Source organism: Blautia sp. DFI.9.10, from assembly GCF_024461705.1.
Classification (GTDB): Bacteria; Bacillota; Clostridia; order Lachnospirales; family Lachnospiraceae; genus Blautia_A; species Blautia_A fusiformis.
In genome coordinates this window covers 201268-222636 of sequence record NZ_JANGAA010000002.1, presented here as the reverse complement: position 1 = coordinate 222636, position 21369 = coordinate 201268, and the positions used below count along the sequence as shown (strand labels likewise).

Annotated in this window: 20 protein-coding genes; 2 read left to right on the top strand and 18 right to left on the bottom strand. The window is 45.3% G+C overall.

Features of this window, described 5'->3' with window-relative positions; genetic code table 11:
• Positions 1–159: 159 nt before the first annotated feature.
• From NE671_RS02210 to NE671_RS02200, 3 genes are all read right to left on the bottom strand, one after another.
• A complete protein-coding gene (locus tag NE671_RS02210) occupies positions 160–441 on the bottom strand; it encodes a DUF2325 domain-containing protein (RefSeq protein WP_015525835.1) in 282 nt (93 codons plus the stop codon).
• A gap of 143 nt (positions 442–584) precedes the next feature.
• Complete coding sequence (gene tsaA, locus NE671_RS02205) at positions 585–1274, bottom strand: tRNA (N6-threonylcarbamoyladenosine(37)-N6)-methyltransferase TrmO (protein WP_021650988.1); 690 nt, start codon at positions 1272–1274, stop codon at positions 585–587.
• An 87-nt stretch (positions 1275–1361) separates the two neighbouring features.
• Entirely contained in the window at positions 1362–2228 is an 867-nt protein-coding gene (locus NE671_RS02200) for a GGDEF domain-containing protein (protein ID WP_022426089.1), read from the bottom strand.
• A gap of 135 nt (positions 2229–2363) precedes the next feature.
• Between NE671_RS02200 and NE671_RS02195 the strand changes: the two genes are divergently transcribed.
• A complete protein-coding gene (locus tag NE671_RS02195; RefSeq protein WP_022426090.1) occupies positions 2364–2618 on the top strand; it encodes a hypothetical protein in 255 nt (84 codons plus the stop codon).
• Between the two features lie 74 nt (positions 2619–2692).
• On the opposite strand, the gene NE671_RS02190 is transcribed toward NE671_RS02195, so the two are convergent.
• From NE671_RS02190 to ppdK, 12 genes are all read right to left on the bottom strand, one after another.
• Positions 2693–3436 (bottom strand): DeoR/GlpR family DNA-binding transcription regulator, encoded by a 744-nt coding sequence (locus NE671_RS02190; RefSeq protein WP_022426091.1) that lies wholly within the window; start codon positions 3434–3436, stop codon positions 2693–2695.
• A gap of 71 nt (positions 3437–3507) precedes the next feature.
• Positions 3508–3765: an HPr family phosphocarrier protein gene (locus NE671_RS02185; protein ID WP_015525831.1), complete on the bottom strand. Its 258-nt coding sequence runs from the start codon at positions 3763–3765 to the stop codon at positions 3508–3510.
• A gap of 38 nt (positions 3766–3803) precedes the next feature.
• Positions 3804–5717, bottom strand: a complete 1914-nt coding sequence (locus tag NE671_RS02180) for a PTS fructose transporter subunit IIABC (RefSeq protein WP_022426092.1) — start codon at positions 5715–5717, stop codon at positions 3804–3806.
• A gap of 20 nt (positions 5718–5737) precedes the next feature.
• A complete protein-coding gene (pfkB, locus tag NE671_RS02175; protein ID WP_022426093.1) occupies positions 5738–6649 on the bottom strand; it encodes a 1-phosphofructokinase in 912 nt (303 codons plus the stop codon).
• Between the two features lie 264 nt (positions 6650–6913).
• On the bottom strand, positions 6914–7708 hold the full coding sequence (locus tag NE671_RS02170; protein WP_173740824.1) for an aminotransferase class IV: 795 nt from the start codon (positions 7706–7708) through the stop codon (positions 6914–6916).
• Positions 7709–7794: 86 nt separating this feature from the next.
• Entirely contained in the window at positions 7795–9216 is a 1422-nt protein-coding gene (gene pabB, locus NE671_RS02165) for an aminodeoxychorismate synthase component I (protein ID WP_256163592.1), read from the bottom strand.
• A gap of 4 nt (positions 9217–9220) precedes the next feature.
• Positions 9221–9808 carry an anthranilate synthase component II gene (locus tag NE671_RS02160; protein ID WP_256163591.1) on the bottom strand — a complete coding sequence of 196 codons (588 nt, stop codon included), beginning with the start codon at positions 9806–9808 and terminating at the stop codon, positions 9221–9223.
• 153 nt (positions 9809–9961) lie between these two features.
• Positions 9962–10171 carry a DUF1858 domain-containing protein gene (locus tag NE671_RS02155; protein ID WP_021650997.1) on the bottom strand — a complete coding sequence of 70 codons (210 nt, stop codon included), beginning with the start codon at positions 10169–10171 and terminating at the stop codon, positions 9962–9964.
• A 144-nt stretch (positions 10172–10315) separates the two neighbouring features.
• A complete protein-coding gene (locus tag NE671_RS02150; protein ID WP_021650998.1) occupies positions 10316–11653 on the bottom strand; it encodes an MATE family efflux transporter in 1338 nt (445 codons plus the stop codon).
• A gap of 62 nt (positions 11654–11715) precedes the next feature.
• Entirely contained in the window at positions 11716–12180 is a 465-nt protein-coding gene (locus NE671_RS02145) for a GtrA family protein (RefSeq protein ID WP_015525821.1), read from the bottom strand.
• A 141-nt stretch (positions 12181–12321) separates the two neighbouring features.
• On the bottom strand, positions 12322–13374 hold the full coding sequence (rsmH, locus tag NE671_RS02140) for a 16S rRNA (cytosine(1402)-N(4))-methyltransferase RsmH (RefSeq protein WP_129974628.1): 1053 nt from the start codon (positions 13372–13374) through the stop codon (positions 12322–12324).
• A 194-nt stretch (positions 13375–13568) separates the two neighbouring features.
• Positions 13569–16199, bottom strand: a complete 2631-nt coding sequence (ppdK, locus tag NE671_RS02135; RefSeq protein ID WP_015525819.1) for a pyruvate, phosphate dikinase — start codon at positions 16197–16199, stop codon at positions 13569–13571.
• Positions 16200–16470: 271 nt separating this feature from the next.
• On the opposite strand from ppdK, the gene NE671_RS02130 reads away from it, so the two are divergent.
• Positions 16471–17349, top strand: a complete 879-nt coding sequence (locus NE671_RS02130; protein ID WP_022426297.1) for an aldose 1-epimerase family protein — start codon at positions 16471–16473, stop codon at positions 17347–17349.
• A 90-nt stretch (positions 17350–17439) separates the two neighbouring features.
• Here NE671_RS02130 and NE671_RS02125 read toward each other — a convergent pair whose 3' ends face one another.
• From NE671_RS02125 to NE671_RS02115, 3 genes are read right to left on the bottom strand one after another with little or no spacing between them, the layout of a single operon-like run.
• Positions 17440–19620 carry an alpha-galactosidase gene (locus tag NE671_RS02125; RefSeq protein WP_022426298.1) on the bottom strand — a complete coding sequence of 727 codons (2181 nt, stop codon included), beginning with the start codon at positions 19618–19620 and terminating at the stop codon, positions 17440–17442.
• A gap of 27 nt (positions 19621–19647) precedes the next feature.
• On the bottom strand, positions 19648–20490 hold the full coding sequence (locus tag NE671_RS02120) for a carbohydrate ABC transporter permease (RefSeq protein ID WP_015525816.1): 843 nt from the start codon (positions 20488–20490) through the stop codon (positions 19648–19650).
• Positions 20490–21368 carry a carbohydrate ABC transporter permease gene (locus tag NE671_RS02115; protein ID WP_022426299.1) on the bottom strand — a complete coding sequence of 293 codons (879 nt, stop codon included), beginning with the start codon at positions 21366–21368 and terminating at the stop codon, positions 20490–20492. The genes NE671_RS02120 and NE671_RS02115 overlap by 1 nt, the downstream gene beginning before the upstream one ends.
• Position 21369 lies beyond the last annotated feature (1 nt).

Sequence of the window (21369 nt, the reverse complement as noted above, 5' to 3'; positions counted from 1 at the left end):
TTCGACTTCCAGCGCCGCCTTTTCACCATTCACTGCAACGCTTTACCACAGAAACCTACGGCTATTTTATTGAATAATTTGTAATTTTGCAAGCATTTCCGTAACATTTCTGCAAAAAAGTCAAATTATACAAGAGAAAAGTATCTCCTGACCTGTTTCTTATGCACAGTACTGCTTCAGAATGTTCTCGAGAGCTGCAGCGCTGCTTGTGTGACAGCGGCATACCGGAATGGATTTTTTCTTTGCTTCTTCTACTGCGCAGTTTACCATTTTGTGGGAAACGGTACTGGTGAACAGGATCATCAGATCCGGCACCCCGATCTTTTTCTTCATGGCTCCTTTTTCCTTGGCAAAAACTTTCGCCTTGCATCCGAAGCCTTTGCAGATATCCTCATACTGACATACCATTCTTTCATTACCGCCTACAATTACAACGCTCATAATTCACTCTCCTTTGATCTCTGAACTTTTATATGACTGTTTCAAGGTTATTTTAAACTAACTTTACTTTTAAAATATTGAGTTAGCACTTGCTAACTCATTTATTATAATACCATCTCACAAAAAGTTTGTCAAAGGTAATTTTAAATTCTGTCTGATTTTTTATATCCTGTGATCTCGCATACTGTAAGTATGCCGTTTTTTACCTGAAAATGAACATCCATTCCTGCAAAAGGCATTCCGTATATCCTCTCCGGATCTTTCTGGTAGGCAGGCCTCGGATCCTCTCTGAGCACGCCTTCCAACGCAGTAAGCTTATCCTCCGGAATCCTTGCCTTCCATTCTTCCGGGATCTCTACCTGCAGAAAATGCTGCTCCACCTTCGTCGCAAAGCCGCCCAGCGCTTCCGGATGGCAGTCTGCCACAGGCAGATATGGCTTGATATCATAGATGGGGGTTCCGTCCATCAGGTCCGCACCGGATACGATCAGTACAGGAGCTTCTTTGCTTTCCAGATCGATTTTTTCAAGCTTCACACAGGATAAGCCTACTGGATTGGGACGGAAGGGCGATCTGGTGGCAAATACGCCCATCCTTTCATTTCCGCCCAGGCGTGGCGGACGTACTGTAGGGGACCAGTTCTCACGGATCGACTGTGAAAACTCCCACAGCAGCCAGATATGCGAAAAATCTTCCAGTCCTTTTACCGCTTCCCGTACCCGGTATTCCGGTTCAAAAACAATACAGGCTGTCAGTTCTTCCACTCGACCGCTCTGACGCGGGATTCCGAATTTTGTCGGAAAATCACTTCTGATCCTTGCGATTATCTTCATATCCCTATTCTCCCTTTCACTTGCCAGATATACACCTCATGCGCCTGTTACATAATTCTGCTTTCAATGACTGTCATGTCATTTCCGTCAGATCCTCTTGTAGGCAACACAGTTTTTTTGCCGCTTGGCCTGATAGAGAAGCCTGTCCGCTTCCATCACTCCATCTCTGACCTTACAGCTTCCATATACACCTCCCACGCTCATGGAAAGCCGGATTTCTTTGTATTCCGGCACATCTGCCATTGCGATCTCTTCCCGGATATCTTCCAGCTTCTGCTGAAATACCTTTTCCGGAATTTCTTCAAACATCAGAAGAAATTCGTCTCCTCCATAACGCAGTACCACGTCATCTGCCCGCACATGCTCAAAAATCGTTCTGACAATGGTACAAAGCGCCGCATCTCCAGCTACATGGCCATAGCTGTCATTGATCTGTTTAAAATTGTCCACGTCGATCATAGCTATAGCCCCCATCTTATCCAGGGATTTCAGCTGTTCCTCAAAATATCTCCGGTTTCTGGCACCAGTCAGCGGATCTTCATATAATTCCCGGTTGAATCTGCTGATCTTATCGATCAGAGATCCGCTTCCATAAGCTCCCAGAAAGATCTTATCCGTCATTTTAAAGACCATTTCCATGACAAGAGGTGTCCCGTCTATAACCACATATTTGGCGATTACCTGATAAATGTCATCATTGACGAACTCAAATTTCGTCATTTTGTTTTTACGGGCAAAAACTTTGGCAGAAATACAGTTCTCACATCTTCTGCCTTTATTCCACACTGCAAAGCATTTATGTTCTGCTTCATAAGAGCAATCGTCTGAGCCAATATTTACCGGAGCTGTACGGCTAACATCCACCAGTCTTACAATGTCAAAAACCGTCTTCAGCATTTCTATTTCCATATTTACTTCCCGGGCAGTCATAAATACACCCTTATCTTTATCCATAGTATTTTCCTGCGTTTCTGAAATATTATATACATTCATGATAACATATTGCACATCAATTCACAATTGTATTTCATCGTCGTTTATGCTATTGTATAGTGTATAAGAAGTAATATTTTTATCAGGAGGTTTCATATGGCACAGAGACGTACAAAGATAGAAGTACTCAATGAGAAAATTTCCAAAGTAGATTCCAAGATTGCTGCCTGCACCGAAAAGATAGCAGCGCTGGAGGATGAAAAAACTGCACTGGCAGCTCAGCTGGATGAGATCCGCAAAGCTGAAAAAAAGGCAAAGGAAGCTGCTGAACTGAAACGTCTGCTCAAGCTGATGCAAAAAAAAGACATTTCCGTAGAAGATCTAGAAGCCATGATCTCCAGGGAAGCCTGAAACAGATCCTCAGCAAACAAAAAACCGGTTTACGAAGAATTTTTTCTTCCAAACCGGTTTTTTTTGCGATCTTTCTATGATACGATCTGTATATTTCTGCAATCTTTATATTCTTTGGAACAGCTTTCCGTCAGGATCACTGCTCCGTCAAATGAAAAGAACGTCACCGCACTGATCTGTCCGAATTTGGAGCTGTCAGACACTACGTACTTTTCCAGACACTGCTCCATGGCGGTTCGCTTTACCAGTGCTTCATTGGATTCCGGCGTGGTAAAGCCTTCTCTCTGCGTCATCCCGTTGGTCCCGAAAAAGCCCTTTGTAAAATGATAATTCTTCAGCATCTGCATGGCCTGACTTCCGATCACAGCTTCCGTAGATCCCTTCAGTTCTCCGCCGATCAGAAGCACACGGACTCCCATCTGAGCCAGAGCCCTGGCATGGGAAACACCATTGGTGACAAAAGTCGCCCTGGAGCCTTCCAGATGCTCCAGCATATATCCGGTAGTCGTTCCCGCATCCAGATACACAAAATCTTCCGGACGGATCAGAGCTGCCGCATAGACTGCGATCTTCTTTTTTTCTTCAATATTCAGCTCAACTTTCTGGGCTACGGTAGGCTCATAGGCATTGACAGTATGTTCCAGTGCCACCGCACCGCCAAAAACCCTGGTCAGCTTCCCCGCCTTGTAAAGCGCCGTGATGTCTCTGCGGACCGTAGATTCCGATGCATCCAGGATATCTTTCAGTTCTGTTACCGTAACACTGTTTTTTTCTCTGAGAAGGCCGAGTATGATCTCGTATCTCTGCTCCGTCAGCATTCCTTTTCCTCCTTCAAAAAAGACATCCCGATCGACCGGACCGGGATGCCTTCTGTTCACTCATTCTGAGATTACAGGTTCTCCTGCATGAATTTGCTTACTGCCTCGTATGCTGCATCCTCATCTGCACCATCGAATGTAAAGGTAACCTCATGTCCCTTCTTTACGCCAAGTCCCATAAGTGCAAGAAGCTTTCTGCACTCTACAGTCTTGCCGTCCTTCTCGATAGTGATCTTGGACTCGAAACCTTTTACAAGCTTCACAAGCTCTCCGGCCGGACGTGCATGGATTCCTTCGTTATCTGTTACTACATACTTGAATTCTTTCATTTCTTTATCCTCCAGTTTTCATTTTAATTTAAAAAAATTTAAGCAACTTTTTTCTTCAGTACCCCGAGAAGTACAGCTGAGATCAGAGTTCCCACAACCAGTGCGACCAGATACATCATTGCATTACCTACAACCGGGAATACGAAGATTCCGCCATGTGGTGCCATCAGTGTACAGTTGAAGAACATGGAGATTGCTCCGGCTGCTGCGGAACCGACGATACAGGACGGAAGTACATGGACCGGGTCAGATGCCGCAAAAGGAATCGCACCTTCTGTGATAAATGCAAGTCCCATAATAAAATTGGTCGGTCCTGCCTCACGTTCTTCTTTTGTAAATTTGTCTTTAAACAGCAGGGATGCGAGTGCGATGGCACACGGAGGAGTCATACCTCCCACCATAACTGCTGCCATAATGTCATAGTTGCCTGCCGCAATAGCTGCTGTACCAAATACATATGCTGCTTTGTTGAACGGGCCGCCCATATCAATGGCCATCATACCACCAAGAACCAACCCTAAAATTACTTTACTTGAATTTCCCATGCCTGTCAAGGCATTATTTAATCCTGTATTGATACCGCCCATGATCGGCTCTACAACGAAGGTCATACAGAGTCCCATAAGAAGTACACCAACAACCGGATAGATCAGTACAGGCGCTATTTTTTCCAGTGCTTCCGGAAGCTTATCACAAACCTTACGAAGTCCAAGGATCAGATATCCTGCAAGGAAGCCTGCAAGAAGTGCTCCGAGGAAACCAGATTTTCCGTTTGCCGCGATCATACCGCCCACAAGTCCAACTGCAAGTGCCGGTCTGTCACCGATGGCCATTGCAATAAATCCGGCCAGGATCGGAAGCATGAAACCAAATGCGGTTCCACCAATGTTTTTCAGAACAGCCGCTACCGGTGTGATGGTACCAAAGTTTGCTCTCTGGTCTGCAGGAAGGGAACTCAAATCTACACTTAAACCATCGATCAGGAATGCAAGAGCGATCAGAATACCACCGCCTACAACCAGTGGAAGCATATGAGATACCCCGTTCATCAGCTGCATATAGATCTTGTGGCCTGCTCCGCCGCCTGCTTTTGCATTTGAGGAAGAGCTCTGACTGCCTGCTGCTGCATGATATACCGGAACATCTCCGGAAATCGCACGTTCAACAAGCCGGTCCGCTTTGCTGATTCCATCTGAAACCTGACATTCGATGACTTTCTTTCCATCGAAACGATCCATGGGAACCTTGGCATCTGCAGCTACAATGATGCAGTCTGCCTCCCGGATCTCCTGATCCGTAAGTACATTTTTTGCTCCACCGGAGCCTCGTGTCTCTATTTTAATGAAACAGTCTTTCGCCTTTGCTGCTTTTTCCAGTCCCTCTGCTGCCATGTAGGTGTGGGCAATACCTGTGGGGCAGGAGGTAACTGCCAGCAGTTTAGCTCTGGCTCCTTCGGAACTTCCTGTATCTGCCAGTCTTTCATCAATATCTTTTTTCTCCTCATCGGCCTTGTCGATGATCTCCATAAATTCATCTACAGAACCTGCATTACGTAAGGATTCTGTAAAATTATCATCCATCAGCATTACGGAAAGCTTGCTGAGTACATCCAGATGAATGTTATCTTCTGTATTCGGTGCTGCGATCAGGAAAAGAAGGGTAACCGGCTCATCATCCAGTGCCTCAAATTCCACGCCGTTTTTTACTACCATGGCAGCAAGTCCCGGTTTCTTTACCGCATCACATTTTCCATGAGGAATAGCGATTCCCTCACCGATTCCTGTCGTACTTTCTTCCTCTCTTAAATACACCTGTTTCCGATAAGCTTCCCTGTCGCTGATCTTTTCACTTTTTACCATAAGATCTACGGCCATGTCCAGAGCTTCAGATTTCGTCTTCGGTGCAGCATCCAGTGATATGCTTCGTTTGTCAAGCAGATCTGTGATTCTCATCTTCCCTTCTCCTTTCTTCTTTACCCCTCTGTTACCTGTTCATATACTGCCTGAACTTCTTCCCTTGTGGCAAGATTTTCAGAAAATGCACTTGCACTTCCTGCGGAAATTCCCATATGGAATGCATATTCGTGATCCTGTTTTTCCATCCAGCCTGCCATAAAGCCTGCTACCATGGAATCTCCGGCTCCTACGCCGTTTACCAGTGTTCCTTTCGGCGCCGGTTTCTCAAACACCTGACCGTTTTCCGCTACCAGGACAGCTCCCTCACCGGCCATTGAGATCAGCACGTTTCTGGCTCCTTTTTCCTGGAGCTTCTTTCCGTAAGGGATCACATCCTGACGGTTCTTAAGCTCTACGCCGAAGATTTCTCCAAGCTCATGGTTATTGGGCTTCACCAGGAACGGATGATACTTCAGGACATTTACAAGAAGATCTCTCGTTGCATCCACAACGATCATCACGCCTTTTCCGTCCAGTCTCGCCATGATCTTCTCATACATATCATCCGGCATAGATGAAGGAATACTTCCTGCCAGAAAAAGCACATCTCCCTCTTTCAGTGTGTCAAGCTTCTTCATCAGCTCCTGAACCTTTTCAGCGCTGATCTCCGGTCCCATTCCGTTGATCTCAGTTCCATCAATAGATTTCAGCTTCAGGTTGATCCTTGAAACGCCTTCCGGGATCCTGATAAAATCAGATCTCACTCCCATCTCCTCAAGCTTTCTTACAATCTCATCTCCGACGAATCCTGCCATGAAACCAAGTGCTGTATTCTCGATCCCAAGATTCATCAGCACGGTGGAAACGTTGATTCCCTTTCCGCCCGGAAGCATCAGCTCAGAGCTTGTCCGGTTGGTAAGTCCGAGTTTAAAATCCTCCACGGAAACGATATAGTCCAGAGACGGATTAAAAGTAACTGTACAGATCATTTTTTCTCCTCCCATATCTTTTATCCTGCGGTTTTTGACCGCTTTTTGTTGTTTTTCATTTGTTGAACTCAGTATACTTCCAAAGTCATTCAAAGTCAATCAAATTATTTCGCAAAATTCATGAACGTTTTTGGTTGAGTTTGCACAAAAAACGTGCATCAACCTTAGCTCTCCCTGGTTAATGCACGTTTATCCCTGACTGTATTGGTCACTTTCATTCAAATTCCATCACCTTTCCTGAATGTGATAGTTTCGCAATAACATTTATCTGATTTGTTTCTTATTCGCAGTATCTCTGACCATCTTCCGATATCTTCTCATCAGCTCCCTTGTCACTTTGTCTTCCTCAAACCGGATTCCTCCGATCTGACGCACCGGCATGATTCCCATCAGGGAATTGGTGACAAAGCATTCCTCATACCATTTAAGATCCTGAACATAGATATAGGTTTCTTCCACCGCTTCCGTATCACAGAGATATTCACGGAGGATTCCCGGAAGAAGTCCGCAGCTGACTTTTGGTGTATAGATCACGCCTTTTCGCACAAAGAATACATTACTTACTGTCCCTTCCGATATCTGTTTCTTTGTATTCAGAAACAACCGTTCATCCATTCCTGCTGCTGTAGCATTTCGTTTTTCCAGGATACAATCTCCGTAATTCATGGTTTTGTGATATACAAGAGGTGATGTTTCATTTCGTTTTACCTTGCTGACATCCATGATAAAGCCTTTTTCATAATTCTCCGGCGTATAATGATTGGCACGAAGAGAATACACTGCATTTTCCTTTGTAAGCATAAGCTTCAGCGCACAGTGTTCCAGTCCGTCAAATTCTTTCTGCACCTCCGGGCGTTTTTTTTGTTCTTCCAGATATTCTTCGATCCTCCCGGCTGTGATCCCACGTACTGCCGGATCACCCAGCTTCAGGAAATCTGCCGCTCGTTCCAGTCTTTTCAGATGCTTTTCCAAAAGTATGGGGATTCCCTGCTCTATTCCTATGGTCTCAAACGCTCCCAGACCGAACTGAAAACATTCGTCTAAGGTTATGTTGTTCATTTCCTTTGACCTCCTTATGAAGTGTCCCTGTCAGATTCTCTGATCTGTCCACAGAGCCTTTCACTTTTACCGTTCTGTATGTTTCTCTACTGCAGTGCATCCAGGATTGCTTTCGCCTTCTGCAGAGTTTCCTCGTACTCAAATTCCAGATCTGACTCTGCTGTGATCCCGCCGCCAACGCCAAGGTGATATTTTCCGTTTTTATGAAGAGCTGTACGGATCACGATGTTGAAATCACAGCTTCCGTCCAGTGTCAGGTAGCCGATAGAGCCTGTATAAAGATTTCTCTTTCCGTGTTCCAGCTCGTCAATGATCTCCATGGCACGGTATTTCGGCGCACCGGTAATAGAACCGCCGGGGAATGCAGCCTCCAGAAGATCCATAACATTTTTTCCTTCTTCCAGTTTTCCTTCAATATCCGATACCAGATGAAAAACCGTAGCGTATGCTTCCACTGTAAAAAGCTCGGTTACCTTCACGCTTCCCGGTGTACATACCCGGTTCAGATCATTTCGCTCCAGGTCTACGATCATAAGAAGTTCACTCTTATCTTTTCCGGAATCCTGAAGCTCCCGACGGAGCATTTCATCTTCCTCAGATGTTACGCCACGTTTTCTTGTTCCCTTTATAGGACGGGTATTTACATGACGGTCTTTCATCTTCAGAAAACGTTCCGGAGATGCACAGACGATCTGATAATCTCCGAAATCCAGATATCCGCCGAAAGGAGACGGATTATTTTTCCGAAGATCATAAAAAACATCCAGAGGTGGTTTTTCGCTTTCAATGGTCAGCTGCTGCGTCATATTGGCAATATAGATATCGCCCTCTATAATATAGCGGATCATCCGATCTACTGCCTGTTTGTATTCTTCTTTCTCAAAGTTGGGATGAACCTGGATCCTGAATTTCTCACGGTGAGAATTTTCCGTGACCATCTTGTTTCCGGATTCCTTTTTTTTCCCTGTTTCCGATCCTTCCTGTTTCCCCGCCTCTGTAAATTCCCGGATTGCTTTTTCCATCGCTCTGATTTCTGCTGCAGCGTCTGCACTGATTCCGTTTGACACAAGATAGGTTCTTTTTTCCTGACAGTCTTCTATGATAAAACAGTCATAAAACGTCAGAACTGCCTCCGGAACAGTCACAAGATCCTTTTCTCCGGATGGTACTCCCATCTGTTTTCTTCCGTAATCATAGGAAAAATATCCTACTGCACCGGATACGATGGGAAGTCCGCTGTTATTTTTGTCTTCATGGGTATTTAAATATTCCCGCATATAGTCTTCAAAGGTTGTTTCTGTTTCCGGCCTTCCGTTGATAGTAAAGTTCTCTCCGTCCTTTACCAGCTTCAGATACGGACATCTTCCGATCACAGAATAATGTCCCAGCTCATTGACAAGGGAGGAATCCAGAAACGCTGCTCCGGGTTCTCCCTCGTAGATCCGAAAAATGTCCACTGCCGGGATATATGGGGTCAGTTCTTTTATTCTTCGCTGATTTTTGTACATATTTTTACTCCTCCTTCTGAAAATTCTCCGCGATCCTGCAAAAATTCTCAAGAAGCTCATGTCCATATTCCGTAAGAACGGCTTCCGGATGGAATTGCACACCATAGATAGGCAATGCTTTATGGGAAATTCCCATAACAGCACCATCATCAGAAAGCGCATCCACCTGATACTCCTCCGGAATGCTGTCTTCCCGCACGATCAGGGAATGGTATCTTGTCACCTTGTATTTCTCAGGCAGGCCTGCAAACACTCCTGTTCCATGGTTGTGGATCTCTGTTACTTTTCCGTGCATGGGACACACGCCCTTTTCCACTACTGCTCTCGCGCAGTGGCCGATCACCTGATGGCCCAGACAGACACCAAGAACAGGAATCCTTCCCTGAAATCTTTTTACGGTATCTACGCAGAGCTTCGCATCCCAGGGACGCTTCGGTCCCGGAGAAAGGATGATTCCTTCCGGGTTCAGCTCCTCCAGCTCCTCCAGGGTGATCTCGTCGCAGCGTCTGACCAGGATCTCTCTTCCAAGTTCCTGAAAATATGCCTTGAGATTATAAACAAATGAATCGAAATTATCGATCATCACATACATGCTTTTTTCCTCCATATCAAGCAGATATTTAAGACTCTCTTTATCGTCTGCTCACAAAAAAAGGGATAACGACGGCATGCCAAAAAGACATGCACAGTCGTTATCCCCTTGCGGTCCGTAATCTGTACGTTCTAATATAAATTGTACTGCTGATTATTTCTGTTTCTTGGTTTCCTCATAATGATGGATGTCTGCCAGTACAGCGTTTACATCAAGTCCGTGTACCATACATGCCTCCTCAAGAGACTCACCGATAGAAGACGGACAGCCGATACAGTGCATTCCTTCCTGCATAAGAATGTATGCAATCTTCTCATCGTATGCAAGCATCTCGCCCATTGTTGTTTCCTTTGTGATTTCCATGATCTATATTCTCCCTTCTGGATCTGTAATCTTACCCGGAATCCCGGTTTCCTGGTTTTTTCCACAGTTATAATATCATTATAACTGTATCTTCCATAATTGCAAGCCTAAATTTATTCTTTTCATTTTCTGTATTATACCCACTCAGGCAGCAGTTTCCTTTTTTCCCCTGCTCCACTTTTTCATCACATAAATATAATACGGGATCAGAGGGATCAGCGCTGCAATCCATGCGGCAGGATCTGCCAGACATACACCTGCAAAACTTGTTTTTCCTGCAACAAACATAACGATCGCACTTCTTGCCGCCAGTTCAAACACACCGCCCAGCATGGGAACCAAGCCATATCCCAGTCCCTGAAGTCCGTTTCTGTAGAGGAAGATACTTCCAAGGAACGGATATGCCCAGAATACCGTATGAAAATAAGTAACAGAAACATTAATAACATCCGTCTGGGATTTGTCAATAAATAACCAAGTCATGTACTTTCCGAAAAAGAACATAATGATCATAGTGATCACACTCCAGATCAGGATCATGATCTGGGTATATTTCATTCCTGCTTTTACACGGTCCATCTTTCCGGCGCCCCGGTTCTGTCCTACATAGGTTGCCATCGTCGCACCAAAAGCTACAAATACAGTTGCAATGATATTCTGTATTTTTCCCGCAGCGGAAAATCCTGCCATATATACAGAACCGTAAATATTTACCGCACCCTGCACAATAATGGTTCCGATCGCTGTGATGGAAAACTGAAGTCCCATGGGAATACCAAGGGCCAGCAGATAACGGAAGCTGGTAAAAGAAACTTCAAAGTTTTCTTTCTTCAGATGCAGGATCGGGAACTTTTTGATAATATAGATCAGGCAGCAGACTGCGGAAATTGCCTGCGCGATAACCGTAGCATAGGCACAGCCTTCCACTCCCATCCCGATTTTTACAATAAACAGAATATCCAGGAACACATTGATCACTGCCGAAATGATCAGAAAATACAGCGGAGATTTTGAATCTCCAAGTGCACGGAGAAACGCTGCCAGTGAATTATATGCCGCTGTTACGATCAGGCCTGCATAAATAATTCCCATATATCCCTTCACAGATCCCATCAGATCCTCCGGTGAATTCATCAGCCGCAGAATCGGTTCATTCAAAGCCTCAAAGCCAATGGTCATCACAATGGCAAAGGCTGCTGCCAGATAAATGGACATAGCTACGTAATGACGCATCTTATCATATTGCTTCGCCCCGAACCACTGGGATACCAGAATGGCAAAGCCACTGCTCAGTCCGTTAAGCCATCCGGTAACAAAAAACATCAGTGAACCGGTGCTTCCGATTGCAGCCAGCGCATCTACTCCCAGGAACTGACCCGCAACAATGGAATCCGCAATGTTATAAAACTGCTGAAAAATATTTCCGAGACACATGGGAATCATAAAGCGGATGATCAGGCTCACCGGATTTCCCACGGTCATATCATTGGTCTTGTCCTTTGTCAATTTCAGTCCAACTCCTTTTCCACAAATATAACTATCTTTTATTTTTTAAAAACAATCAATTTACTGATCACATAATTCAATACGATCACAACCACCTGAGCAACAAGTTTCACTGCCATGCTGTTAAATCCAAGCCAGGTGATAAATACCGCAAGGATTGCTTCCTCCACAATCAGCGTAAAGAGCCGGCCTCCGAAAAACGAAGCCATCTGCTTTAAAAATCCGGCGGCGGAATCCACCTGCCCGTCGAATACCCATGTCCTGTTTGTAAAATACTGGAACAGTACGCAGACCACCCAGCAGATCACATTGGCGATCAGCGCATTCATGCCCAGGCCCTTATCCAGCCATGCATACAACGCAATGTTCAGAAAAAATGTGAGCCCTCCAAAGAACAGATACATCAGAACTTCCTTATGTTTCTTATAAAAAGGTTCAAATATATTCAGCACCGGAAGATGCATCAGTTTATCAAAAATGTCCTTCTTTTCCTCCACATCCATATCCTTTCTCCTATTCAGTTTAAGCCGTAGCTTTATCATATGTAAACTTATATAACATAGCAAAAAAAATCCCGAATGTCAACGCATTCCAGGATTTTTCTGTTTCTGTATTTGTATCAGAACTGCTCTTTCACTCTTCACTCAGGCCTTCACAGCCCAGCGCATCTTCGTGGATCTGGCGCGCCCATTCTGTGCACATTCCTGTGCGGAAGGACGGATCACATCTTTTGAATAGTCGGAATAGATGCCGTCTTTATAACCCTGCTTTAAGGCTTTCTTTACCAGCTTGTCCTCTCCGGAATGGAAGGTAAGGATTGCTACACGGCCGCCTGGCTTCAGCGCTCCGGGAAGTTTTTCCATAAAATCATAGAGAACCTCGAATTCCCGGTTCACGTCAATACGCAGTGCCTGGAAAACTCTCTGGCATGTTTTTTTCACCGTGTCTTTCCTCTCTTTTTCAGGAAGGAAAGACAATGTCTTCTCAATGACTTCACGAAGCTTCGTAGTGGTATCTATGTGGTTTCCTCTTCGGATCTCATCTGTGATGGCCTTCGCGATCTCCTCACAGTACGGCTCATCGGAATTCTCATCCAGCATTCCGGCAAGCTCTTCTCTTGAAATGGTATCCAGACGCTGTGCTGCGCTGATCCCGGTTTCCTGGTTCAGCCTTAAATCCAGAGGACCATCCACCTTAAAGGAAAACCCTCTCTTGGGATTGTCGATCTGCATAGAAGACACCCCAAGATCCGCAAGGATAAAATCAAAGCCTCCAACTTCCTCTGCGATCTCATCAATGGTGCAGAAATTCTGGAGTTTAATTGTCAGGATATCTTCTCCGAATCCCTGCTCTGCCAGACGTTTTCTTGTCTTGGCAGATTCTTCCGGGTCCACATCCGTGGCGTACATGTGTCCCTGACCTCTCAGACATTCCAGCATGGCCTTTGTATGCCCACCGTAACCAAGTGTAGCATCAAATCCAACCTGTCCCGGCCTGATCTCCAAAAAATCAATGATCTCTTTTACCATAATGGAAATATGCATTCCAGCCGGTGTGTTTCCCTTGCTGATCACATGTTCAATGGTATCCTTATACTTTTCAGGCTGAAGCTCTTTATATTTCTCCTCGAATTTCTTCGGATATTTTCCTTTATATCGTACACGTCTCTTATGAGGTGTCTGTGATTCCTGATTCATAAAATTCTCCTTATCCTCCGGCTTTATCTGCCCTGTTTCTTTCATGATACCATGAATCCCATTTTTCGTAAACCGTCGGAATACTTCAAAAAATATCATAAAGAAAAAAAGCCTCTGACAATCTGTATTTCTACAGACTGCCAGAAGCTTTATATATGCTCAGACTGAAACTTCAGCCTGAAATGTATTCTTACTTATGCGTTCTTCTTAGCGATTGCTGCCTGTGCTGCTGCAAGACGAGCGATCGGTACACGGAACGGTGAGCAGGATACATAGTCAAGTCCGATCTCGTTACAGAACTCTACGGAAGACGGATCTCCACCGTGCTCACCGCAGATACCTACGTGAAGTTTCGGGTTAACCGGTTTTCCAAGCTCGATAGCCATCTTCATAAGTTTGCCGACACCTGTCTGGTCAAGCTTAGCAAATGGATCGTTCTCGAAGATCTTAGCATCATAGTATGCGTTAAGGAACTTACCAGCATCATCACGGGAGAATCCGTATGTCATCTGTGTAAGGTCGTTTGTACCGAAGCAGAAGAAGTCAGCCTCTTTAGCGATATCATCAGCTGTAAGAGCTGCTCTCGGGATCTCGATCATAGTACCAACCTCGTACTCAAGGTCAGAACCTGCTGCTTTGATCTCAGCATCTGCTGTCTCTACAACGAATTTCTTAACATATTTAAGCTCTTTGATGTCACCAACAAGCGGAATCATGATCTCCGGTTTGATGTTCCAATCCGGATGATTCTTCTTAACGTTGATAGCTGCGCGGATAACAGCGCTTGTCTGCATCTTAGCAATCTCTGGATAAGTAACAGCAAGACGGCATCCACGATGTCCCATCATCGGGTTGAACTCGTGAAGGGAAGCGATGATTGTCTTGATCTGCTCTACAGTCTTGCCCTGAGCATCAGCCAGTTTCTTGATGTCCTCTTCCTCTGTAGGAACGAACTCATGAAGTGGCGGATCAAGGAAACGAATTGTTACAGGATTTCCTTCAAGTGCCTCATAGAGTTTCTCGAAGTCTCCCTGCTGCTCCGGAAGGATCTTAGCAAGTGCTGCTTCTCTCTCCTCTACTGTCTCAGAGCAGATCATCTCACGGAATGCATCGATTCTGTTGCCCTCAAAGAACATATGCTCTGTACGGCAAAGACCAATTCCCTCTGCACCAAGCTCACGAGCTTTCTTAGCATCAGCAGGAGTATCAGCGTTTGTACGAACTTTCATTGTTCTGTACTTGTCAGCCCATCCCATGATACGTCCGAACTCACCAGCGATCTTAGCATCTACAGTCGGGATAAGTCCATCATAGATGTTACCTGTTGTACCATCAATGGAGATTGCATCTCCTTCATGGAACTCTTTACCAGCAAGTGTGAATTTCTTGTTCTCCTCATCCATAGCGATATCGCCGCATCCGGATACACAGCAGGATCCCATACCACGAGCAACTACAGCTGCGTGAGATGTCATACCACCACGAACTGTCAGGATACCCTGAGCAGCTTTCATACCTGTGATATCCTCTGGGGATGTCTCAAGACGAACAAGAACAACTTTCTCTCCTCTTGCAGCCCACTCAACAGCGTCCTCTGCAGAGAATACGATCTTACCGCAAGCAGCTCCTGGAGAAGCACCAAGACCTTTACCCATCGGTGTAGCAGCTTTAAGAGCAGCTGCATCGAACTGCGGATGAAGAAGTGTATCAAGGTTACGAGGATCGATCATTGCAACAGCCTCTTCCTCAGTTCTCATTCCCTCATCAACGAGGTCACAAGCGATCTTAAGAGCAGCCTGTGCAGTTCTCTTACCATTACGTGTCTGAAGCATATACAGTTTACCATGCTCTACAGTAAACTCCATATCCTGCATGTCTCTGTAATGTTTCTCAAGAGTCTCGCAAACCTGTTTGAACTGTACGAATGCTTCCGGGAACTTCTGCTCCATCTCGGAGATGTGCATAGGTGTACGAACACCAGCAACTACGTCCTCGCCCTGTGCATTGGTAAGGAACTCACCGAACAGACCGTTAGCACCTGTAGCAGGGTCACGTGTGAAGGCAACACCTGTACCACAGTCATCACCCATGTTACCGAATGCCATCATCTGTACGTTAACAGCTGTACCCCAGGAATATGGGATATCGTTGTCACGACGATATACGTTCGCACGTGGGTTGTCCCAGGAACGGAATACGGCTTTGATTGCGCCTACCAGCTGCTCCTTCGGATCAGTTGGGAAATCAGAACCGATTTTGGATTTATACTCAGCTTTGAACTGGTCAGCAAGCTCATGCAGGTCAGCAGCTGTAAGCTCAACGTCCTGCTTAACACCTCTCTTAGCTTTCATCTCATCGATGAGCTCCTCGAAGTATTTCTTACCAACTTCCATAACTACATCAGAGTACATCTGGATGAATCTTCTGTAGCAGTCCCAAGCCCAACGCTCATTGCCTGATTTCTCAGCAAGAGTGTTAACAACTTCTTCATTTAAACCAAGGTTGAGGATTGTGTCCATCATACCTGGCATAGATGCTCTCGCACCAGAACGAACGGATACAAGCAGAGGATTTTCTTTGTCGCCGAATTTCTTACCGGTAACTCCTTCCATCTTGGTAATTGCTTCCATGATCTGAGCCATGATCTCATCGTTGATGGATCTGCCATCCTCGTAGTACTGTGTGCAGGCCTCTGTTGTGATTGTGAAGCCCTGCGGTACAGGAAGACCGAGGTTTGTCATCTCAGCAAGGTTGGCACCTTTGCCGCCCAGAAGATTTCTCATAGTAGCATTACCTTCTGTAAACATGTAAACCCATTTTGCCATTTTACATTTTCCTCCTAATTATTGTTCTTTAAAACATAAAAAATGTATGTTTTCTACGCACATAATTATTTTATAGATTTATCCTTCATTAGTCAAGGTTATTCTTCCAAAAAACAGCAATTTCTCTTGTGAAATATGACAGATTTTCCAGTTATATTTTTCACAGATTGTATTTTTCTCGTTATCATCTGAAAAATGTGCTAAAATAGAAAAAAACATGCAGCAATTCCGAGGTAATATTACCCGAATGCTGTCATACAGGAGGTTTATCATGACACGAACGATTGAAAATAGCTTTCTTAAGATTTCCGTTTCCGATCACGGTGCTGAACTCACCGGCATCTATGACAAGACTAATGACAGGGAGATCCTCTGGCAGGCAGATCCGGCTTACTGGAAACGCCATGCGCCTGTACTTTTTCCCAACGTGGGACGTAACTACAAAGATATCTGGCGTCTGAACGGAAAGGAATATCCTTCCAGCCAGCACGGCTTTGCAAGAGACAGCGATTTTATCTGCACGGATATCACCGATACTTCCCTTTCCTTTGTCCTTAAGTCCTCTGAAGAAACCCTGAAGGTTTATCCGTTTGCTTTCGCTCTGAAGATCACCTACACTCTGAAGAAGCACGACCTGGAAGTATGCTGGGAAGTAGTTAATAATGATTCTGAAACTATGTATTTTACCATCGGCGGCCATCCGGCATTCCGTGTTCCGGTACGTGAAGGCGAATCCCAGAGTGATTACCGTCTTGCTTTTGAAGGCCTGGACACTCTTACCTATCTCCTTATCGATACGTCTGTAGGAACAGTCCTTGCTGACGAGCCACATACACTTTCCCTTGAAAACGGAACCTGTTCCATTGCTCCTCACATGTTTGATAAAGACGCTCTTGTTTTTGATAACGGCCAGATCCAAAAGGCCGGTATCCTCTTCCCGGACGGAACTCCATATCTGACACTTACCAGTGAGGGCTTCCCGAATTTCGGTATCTGGTCCGTACCCGGTGCTCCCTTCGTATGCCTGGAGCCGTGGATGGGACGCTGTGATGACTGTGGTTTTGAAAAGCCTCTTTCCGAAAAAGCAAATATCAATGTGCTGAAACCGGATGAGGAATTTATCAAGAGCTATCAGATCACCGTACACTGAGCTATGATAAAAAAAGATCCGCCATACATCGGCTTTTTCAGCTGTCTGTATGACGGATCCTTTTATTTATCTTACTGTCTCAATACGCTCTTATTCTCTCACAAAATGATACTGATAAGCTCTGTACTCCCCAAACTCTGCAGGAAGCGGCATTCCACCATGCATCAGAGCAGCTCCGGAATAGATCCTGCCGGTAGTCTGTTCCTTATAAAGTGCACTCTCATCAAGGCCGCGAAGCTGCACATAATTCACAGTCATATTTCCATGGATCTCCTCCATGACAACATTGAGCAGAACTTCTTCCTGAGAATTTCCAACGATCTCCCATGCACAGACCTCACTCTTAAACGGATCTGTCAGGCGATAGTACCGTCCGTTCTGGAGCAGTGGCGCATATTTACGGAATTCCCCGATCTGGCTGCGGACCTCGTCTTTTTCTTCCTCAGTCAGCTTCAGAAGATCCAGCTCGTAGCCGAAGGTTCCGGACATAGCAACCACACCTCTGGTATGTAACGGAGTGATCCTTCCTGTCTGATGGTTCGGCACTGCAGATACATGTGCTCCCATGGCCGATACCGGATATCCGAAGGAAGTGCCATACTGGATCCGAAGCCTGTCAATAGCATCGGAGTTGTCGCTGCACCAGATCTGCGGTGTGTAATACAGCATACCTGCGTCAAATCTTCCGCCGCCGCCGCTACAGCCCTCGATCAGAAGATCCGGATAACGGTTCACCATACGGTCCAGAAAATCGTACAATCCCAGGACATAATCATACATTACACGTCCCTGATCCTTGGTCATTACGGAAAAAACATCCATCAGGCTTCGATTCATATCCCATTTAACGTACTCAATATTGGCATTATCCAATACCGCACTGATCTGTCCGAAGATTCCATCAACAACTTCTTTTCTGGAAAAATCAAGTACCAGCTGATTTCTGGATCTCACTGGTTTTCTTCCCGGAATCGTAAGTGCCCAGTCCGGATGCTCACGGTAAAGATCACTGTCCTCAGAGATCATCTCAGGCTCGATCCAGATACCGAATTTCACTCCGAGGTCATTGACTCTTTTTACCAGTCCGCCGAGAGTCTCTCCAAGCTTCTTCTCATTGACATACCAGTCCCCAAGACCACTGTTGTCATCGTCACGTTTTCCAAACCAGCCGTCATCCAGAACCAGCATATCGATACCAAGGCTCCTTGCCTCTTTTGCCAGATTATATAAAGTCTCCCCTGTAAAATCAAAATATGCTGCCTCCCAGCTGTTTACCAGCACCGGACGAACCTCTGTCTTATATTTACCACGGCAGATATGATGACGGATGCAACTGTGCAGATTCTGAGAAAGACGGTTCATTCCCTGATCTGTGTAGCTTAAGATCACCTCAGGTGCATAGAAGGTCTCCCCGGCTTCCAGCGGATACCGGAAGCACTCCTCCTGTACACCAAGGAGCATTCTTGTCTGATTGTACTGATCTTTAAGAACCTCACCCTGGAAATTTCCACTATATACAAAGGACATAGCATAGCAGCCTCCATGATCCTCTGTTGTGTCCTTCTCCGCCAGGATCATCATCGGATTATACTGATGGCTGGATGTGCCACGGACACTGCCGATCATCTGACTTCCATGAGCCACCGGTACTCTCTGCAGATTCCGCTCCATGGCATGTCTTCCGTAAAAAGTAAGCAGGTCATAATCTCCGTAAAGAAAATCCAGTTCTGCGGACATCACCTTGTTCACATAGATCTTCTCACTGCTCTGATTGCGGATATAGACACTTCTTGTAATGATATCCAGTTCCGGAAGTACACCGTAAAGAAGCATGGCCTCCACGCCGGTAGCCGGATCCTCCAGTACGATCTCCAGAGTCTGTGCCTCATCATTATCTGCATAAACCGCCGGAAGCCCCGGAAGGCTGTATTTACCGTCACGGATAGTATAATTCTTGTAACGCATATCACAGCTCATGCTTCCGTCACCGTTTTCCAGCATCAGTGATGCACTGCGGAAATCTCCGTTTCCGTAGCAGGAAAGCTCCTGTGGAAGAGAGTCCATGGAATAGGTTCTGTCTGTTCCCGCATCATAGGGATTTCCGGAAAATCCTCTGTCATAGTAGGTCAGAAGATAATCCATGCAGCCTTCTGCCTTTTTACCATAATAGAGATGAAGAAGAAATCCGTACTGATCCACCTGCATCTGATATGTAGTCTCTTTTGTCTGTAGGGTAAACGTTCTGTCTTTCTCGCAGTAGATGATTCCCATATGTGAATCCTCCTTTTTCTTGTGTTTTTATTTTACGGCACCGTTTACAACACCATTTAAAATGTGCTTCTGGCAGATCAGATAAAACAGAAGGATCGGAAGCAGTGCCAGCAGATAAGAGGCAAACGCAAGGTTATAGTTTGTTCCGAACTGAGTCTGGAAATTCAGCTGTGCCAGGGGCAATGTGGTTCCACCCGTAGATCCGGACATGATAACCAGTGGAGTCATAACATCATTCCAGGTTCCAAGTGCTGTCAGAACTGCCACTGTGGCATGCATCGGCTTCATGATCGGAAAGATGATCTTCCAATATGTTTTCCAGGTGCTGGCTCCATCCACACAGGCAGCCTCCTCAAGGGCCATTGGAATGTTTGTCAGATATCCGGAATAAAGAAGCACGTTCATAGGCATATAAAATACCGTGTAAAGAATGATCACACCGACTTTGTTATCAAGGCCCATCTCAGCAGTCTGCTTTACAAGCGGCATCATCAGGATAGCAAACGGAACAAACATACCGCTCACTACATAGAGATAGATAAATTTATAAAATTTACTTCTCTTGTTTCTGGCTATAGCATAACCTAAAAGTGAATGAATTACAATAGCAAGAACCACTGTGATCACAGTGATCAATACACTGTTTCCAAGAGAATGCCAGAAGTCTGTTACCTCCATAGCTTCCCTGAAATTGGCAAGACTGAATTTCTCTGGCAGAGACAGGATCCCGGCTACACTGTTGGTCATCTCTGTCGGCTGCTTGAATGCGATCACAATTGTCATATAAAGCGGAAATACCACTGTGATAAGGCCAAGGATCAGAAGGATCGTTACCGGCCAGTTCGCTTTTTCTCTTACTTTCGTTTTCATTACAGCTGCTCCTCCTTTTTCCCTGTGATAGTCAACTGCACTGCAGAAATGATCACGATCACAATAAAGAATATAACCGCATTGGCACTCTGGAATCCAAACTGTCCTCCACTCATACCATTGTTATAGATCAGGTAAGAAATAGATTCTGTACTCTGTGCAGGACCACCCTTTGTCAAAGCCATGATCTGATCAAATACCATCAGGAAGTTTTTCACACAGAGAACCATGTTGATGCTGAAAAACGGAACGATCAGCGGGAATGTCAGGTAACGGAACTTACTGAATCCGGTAGCACCGTCAATAGCGCCTGCCTCGTATACATCCTCCGGCACTGTCTGAAGACCGGAAATGTAGATGATCGTATTCATTGCAATGGACTGCCATGCACACACGATCACGATGGCAACCCATGCCAGGCTCGTACTGGAAAGCATGCTGGAAGACAATGTTTTATTTCCGACCATCTTTCCGAATGCAGGCAGGATATATGTAAAGAAATAATTGAAAATATATCCTACGACCAGTGCGCCAAGTACATTAGGAATAAAATAAGCTCCACGCAGTGCACTCTTGAAACGGATCTTGCTGTTCAGTCCAAGTGCCAGGATCAGGCTGAGTACATTCGTTACGATAGTTGCCACGATGGCCAGCTTAAAGGTAAACAGATAGGAACCGCCAACACGGCTGTCTGTAAAAAGATCCTTATAGTTTCGAAGTCCTACCCAGTCATAGCTTCCATAGCCTTTAAAGTTCGTAAAGCTGTAGATCACACCCTTGATCAGAGGCAGTGTGTTAAAGCAGAAAAATAATGCCACGATCGGAATGGTGATCAGAAGAAAGGTCAGCTTTCTTCCACTCATAGATTTTTTTCCCATG

Excerpts from the sequence above, each read along its gene's own strand:
- NE671_RS02115 (WP_022426299.1), bottom strand. The coding sequence starts at position 21,368 with ATGGGAAAAAAATCTATGAGTGGAAGAAAGCTGACCTTTCTTCTGATC.
- tsaA (WP_021650988.1), bottom strand. The coding sequence starts at position 1,274 with ATGAAGATAATCGCAAGGATCAGAAGTGATTTTCCGACAAAATTCGGA.
- rsmH (WP_129974628.1), bottom strand. The coding sequence starts at position 13,374 with ATGAATCAGGAATCACAGACACCTCATAAGAGACGTGTACGATATAAA.
- NE671_RS02195 (WP_022426090.1), top strand. The coding sequence starts at position 2,364 with ATGGCACAGAGACGTACAAAGATAGAAGTACTCAATGAGAAAATTTCC.
- NE671_RS02200 (WP_022426089.1), bottom strand. The coding sequence starts at position 2,228 with ATGGATAAAGATAAGGGTGTATTTATGACTGCCCGGGAAGTAAATATG.
- NE671_RS02145 (WP_015525821.1), bottom strand. The coding sequence starts at position 12,180 with ATGGATGTGGAGGAAAAGAAGGACATTTTTGATAAACTGATGCATCTT.
- NE671_RS02160 (WP_256163591.1), bottom strand. The coding sequence starts at position 9,808 with ATGTATGTGATGATCGATAATTTCGATTCATTTGTTTATAATCTCAAG.
- NE671_RS02150 (WP_021650998.1), bottom strand. The coding sequence starts at position 11,653 with ATGACCGTGGGAAATCCGGTGAGCCTGATCATCCGCTTTATGATTCCC.
- NE671_RS02185 (WP_015525831.1), bottom strand. The coding sequence starts at position 3,765 with ATGAAAGAATTCAAGTATGTAGTAACAGATAACGAAGGAATCCATGCA.
- NE671_RS02210 (WP_015525835.1), bottom strand. The coding sequence starts at position 441 with ATGAGCGTTGTAATTGTAGGCGGTAATGAAAGAATGGTATGTCAGTAT.
- ppdK (WP_015525819.1), bottom strand. The coding sequence starts at position 16,199 with ATGGCAAAATGGGTTTACATGTTTACAGAAGGTAATGCTACTATGAGA.
- NE671_RS02120 (WP_015525816.1), bottom strand. The coding sequence starts at position 20,490 with ATGAAAACGAAAGTAAGAGAAAAAGCGAACTGGCCGGTAACGATCCTT.
- NE671_RS02125 (WP_022426298.1), bottom strand. The coding sequence starts at position 19,620 with ATGGGAATCATCTACTGCGAGAAAGACAGAACGTTTACCCTACAGACA.
- NE671_RS02155 (WP_021650997.1), bottom strand. The coding sequence starts at position 10,171 with ATGGAAATCACAAAGGAAACAACAATGGGCGAGATGCTTGCATACGAT.
- NE671_RS02130 (WP_022426297.1), top strand. The coding sequence starts at position 16,471 with ATGACACGAACGATTGAAAATAGCTTTCTTAAGATTTCCGTTTCCGAT.
- NE671_RS02190 (WP_022426091.1), bottom strand. The coding sequence starts at position 3,436 with ATGCTGACGGAGCAGAGATACGAGATCATACTCGGCCTTCTCAGAGAA.
- pfkB (WP_022426093.1), bottom strand. The coding sequence starts at position 6,649 with ATGATCTGTACAGTTACTTTTAATCCGTCTCTGGACTATATCGTTTCC.
- pabB (WP_256163592.1), bottom strand. The coding sequence starts at position 9,216 with ATGTACAAAAATCAGCGAAGAATAAAAGAACTGACCCCATATATCCCG.
- NE671_RS02170 (WP_173740824.1), bottom strand. The coding sequence starts at position 7,708 with ATGAACAACATAACCTTAGACGAATGTTTTCAGTTCGGTCTGGGAGCG.
- NE671_RS02180 (WP_022426092.1), bottom strand. The coding sequence starts at position 5,717 with ATGAGAATCACAGATCTGCTTGACAAACGAAGCATATCACTGGATGCT.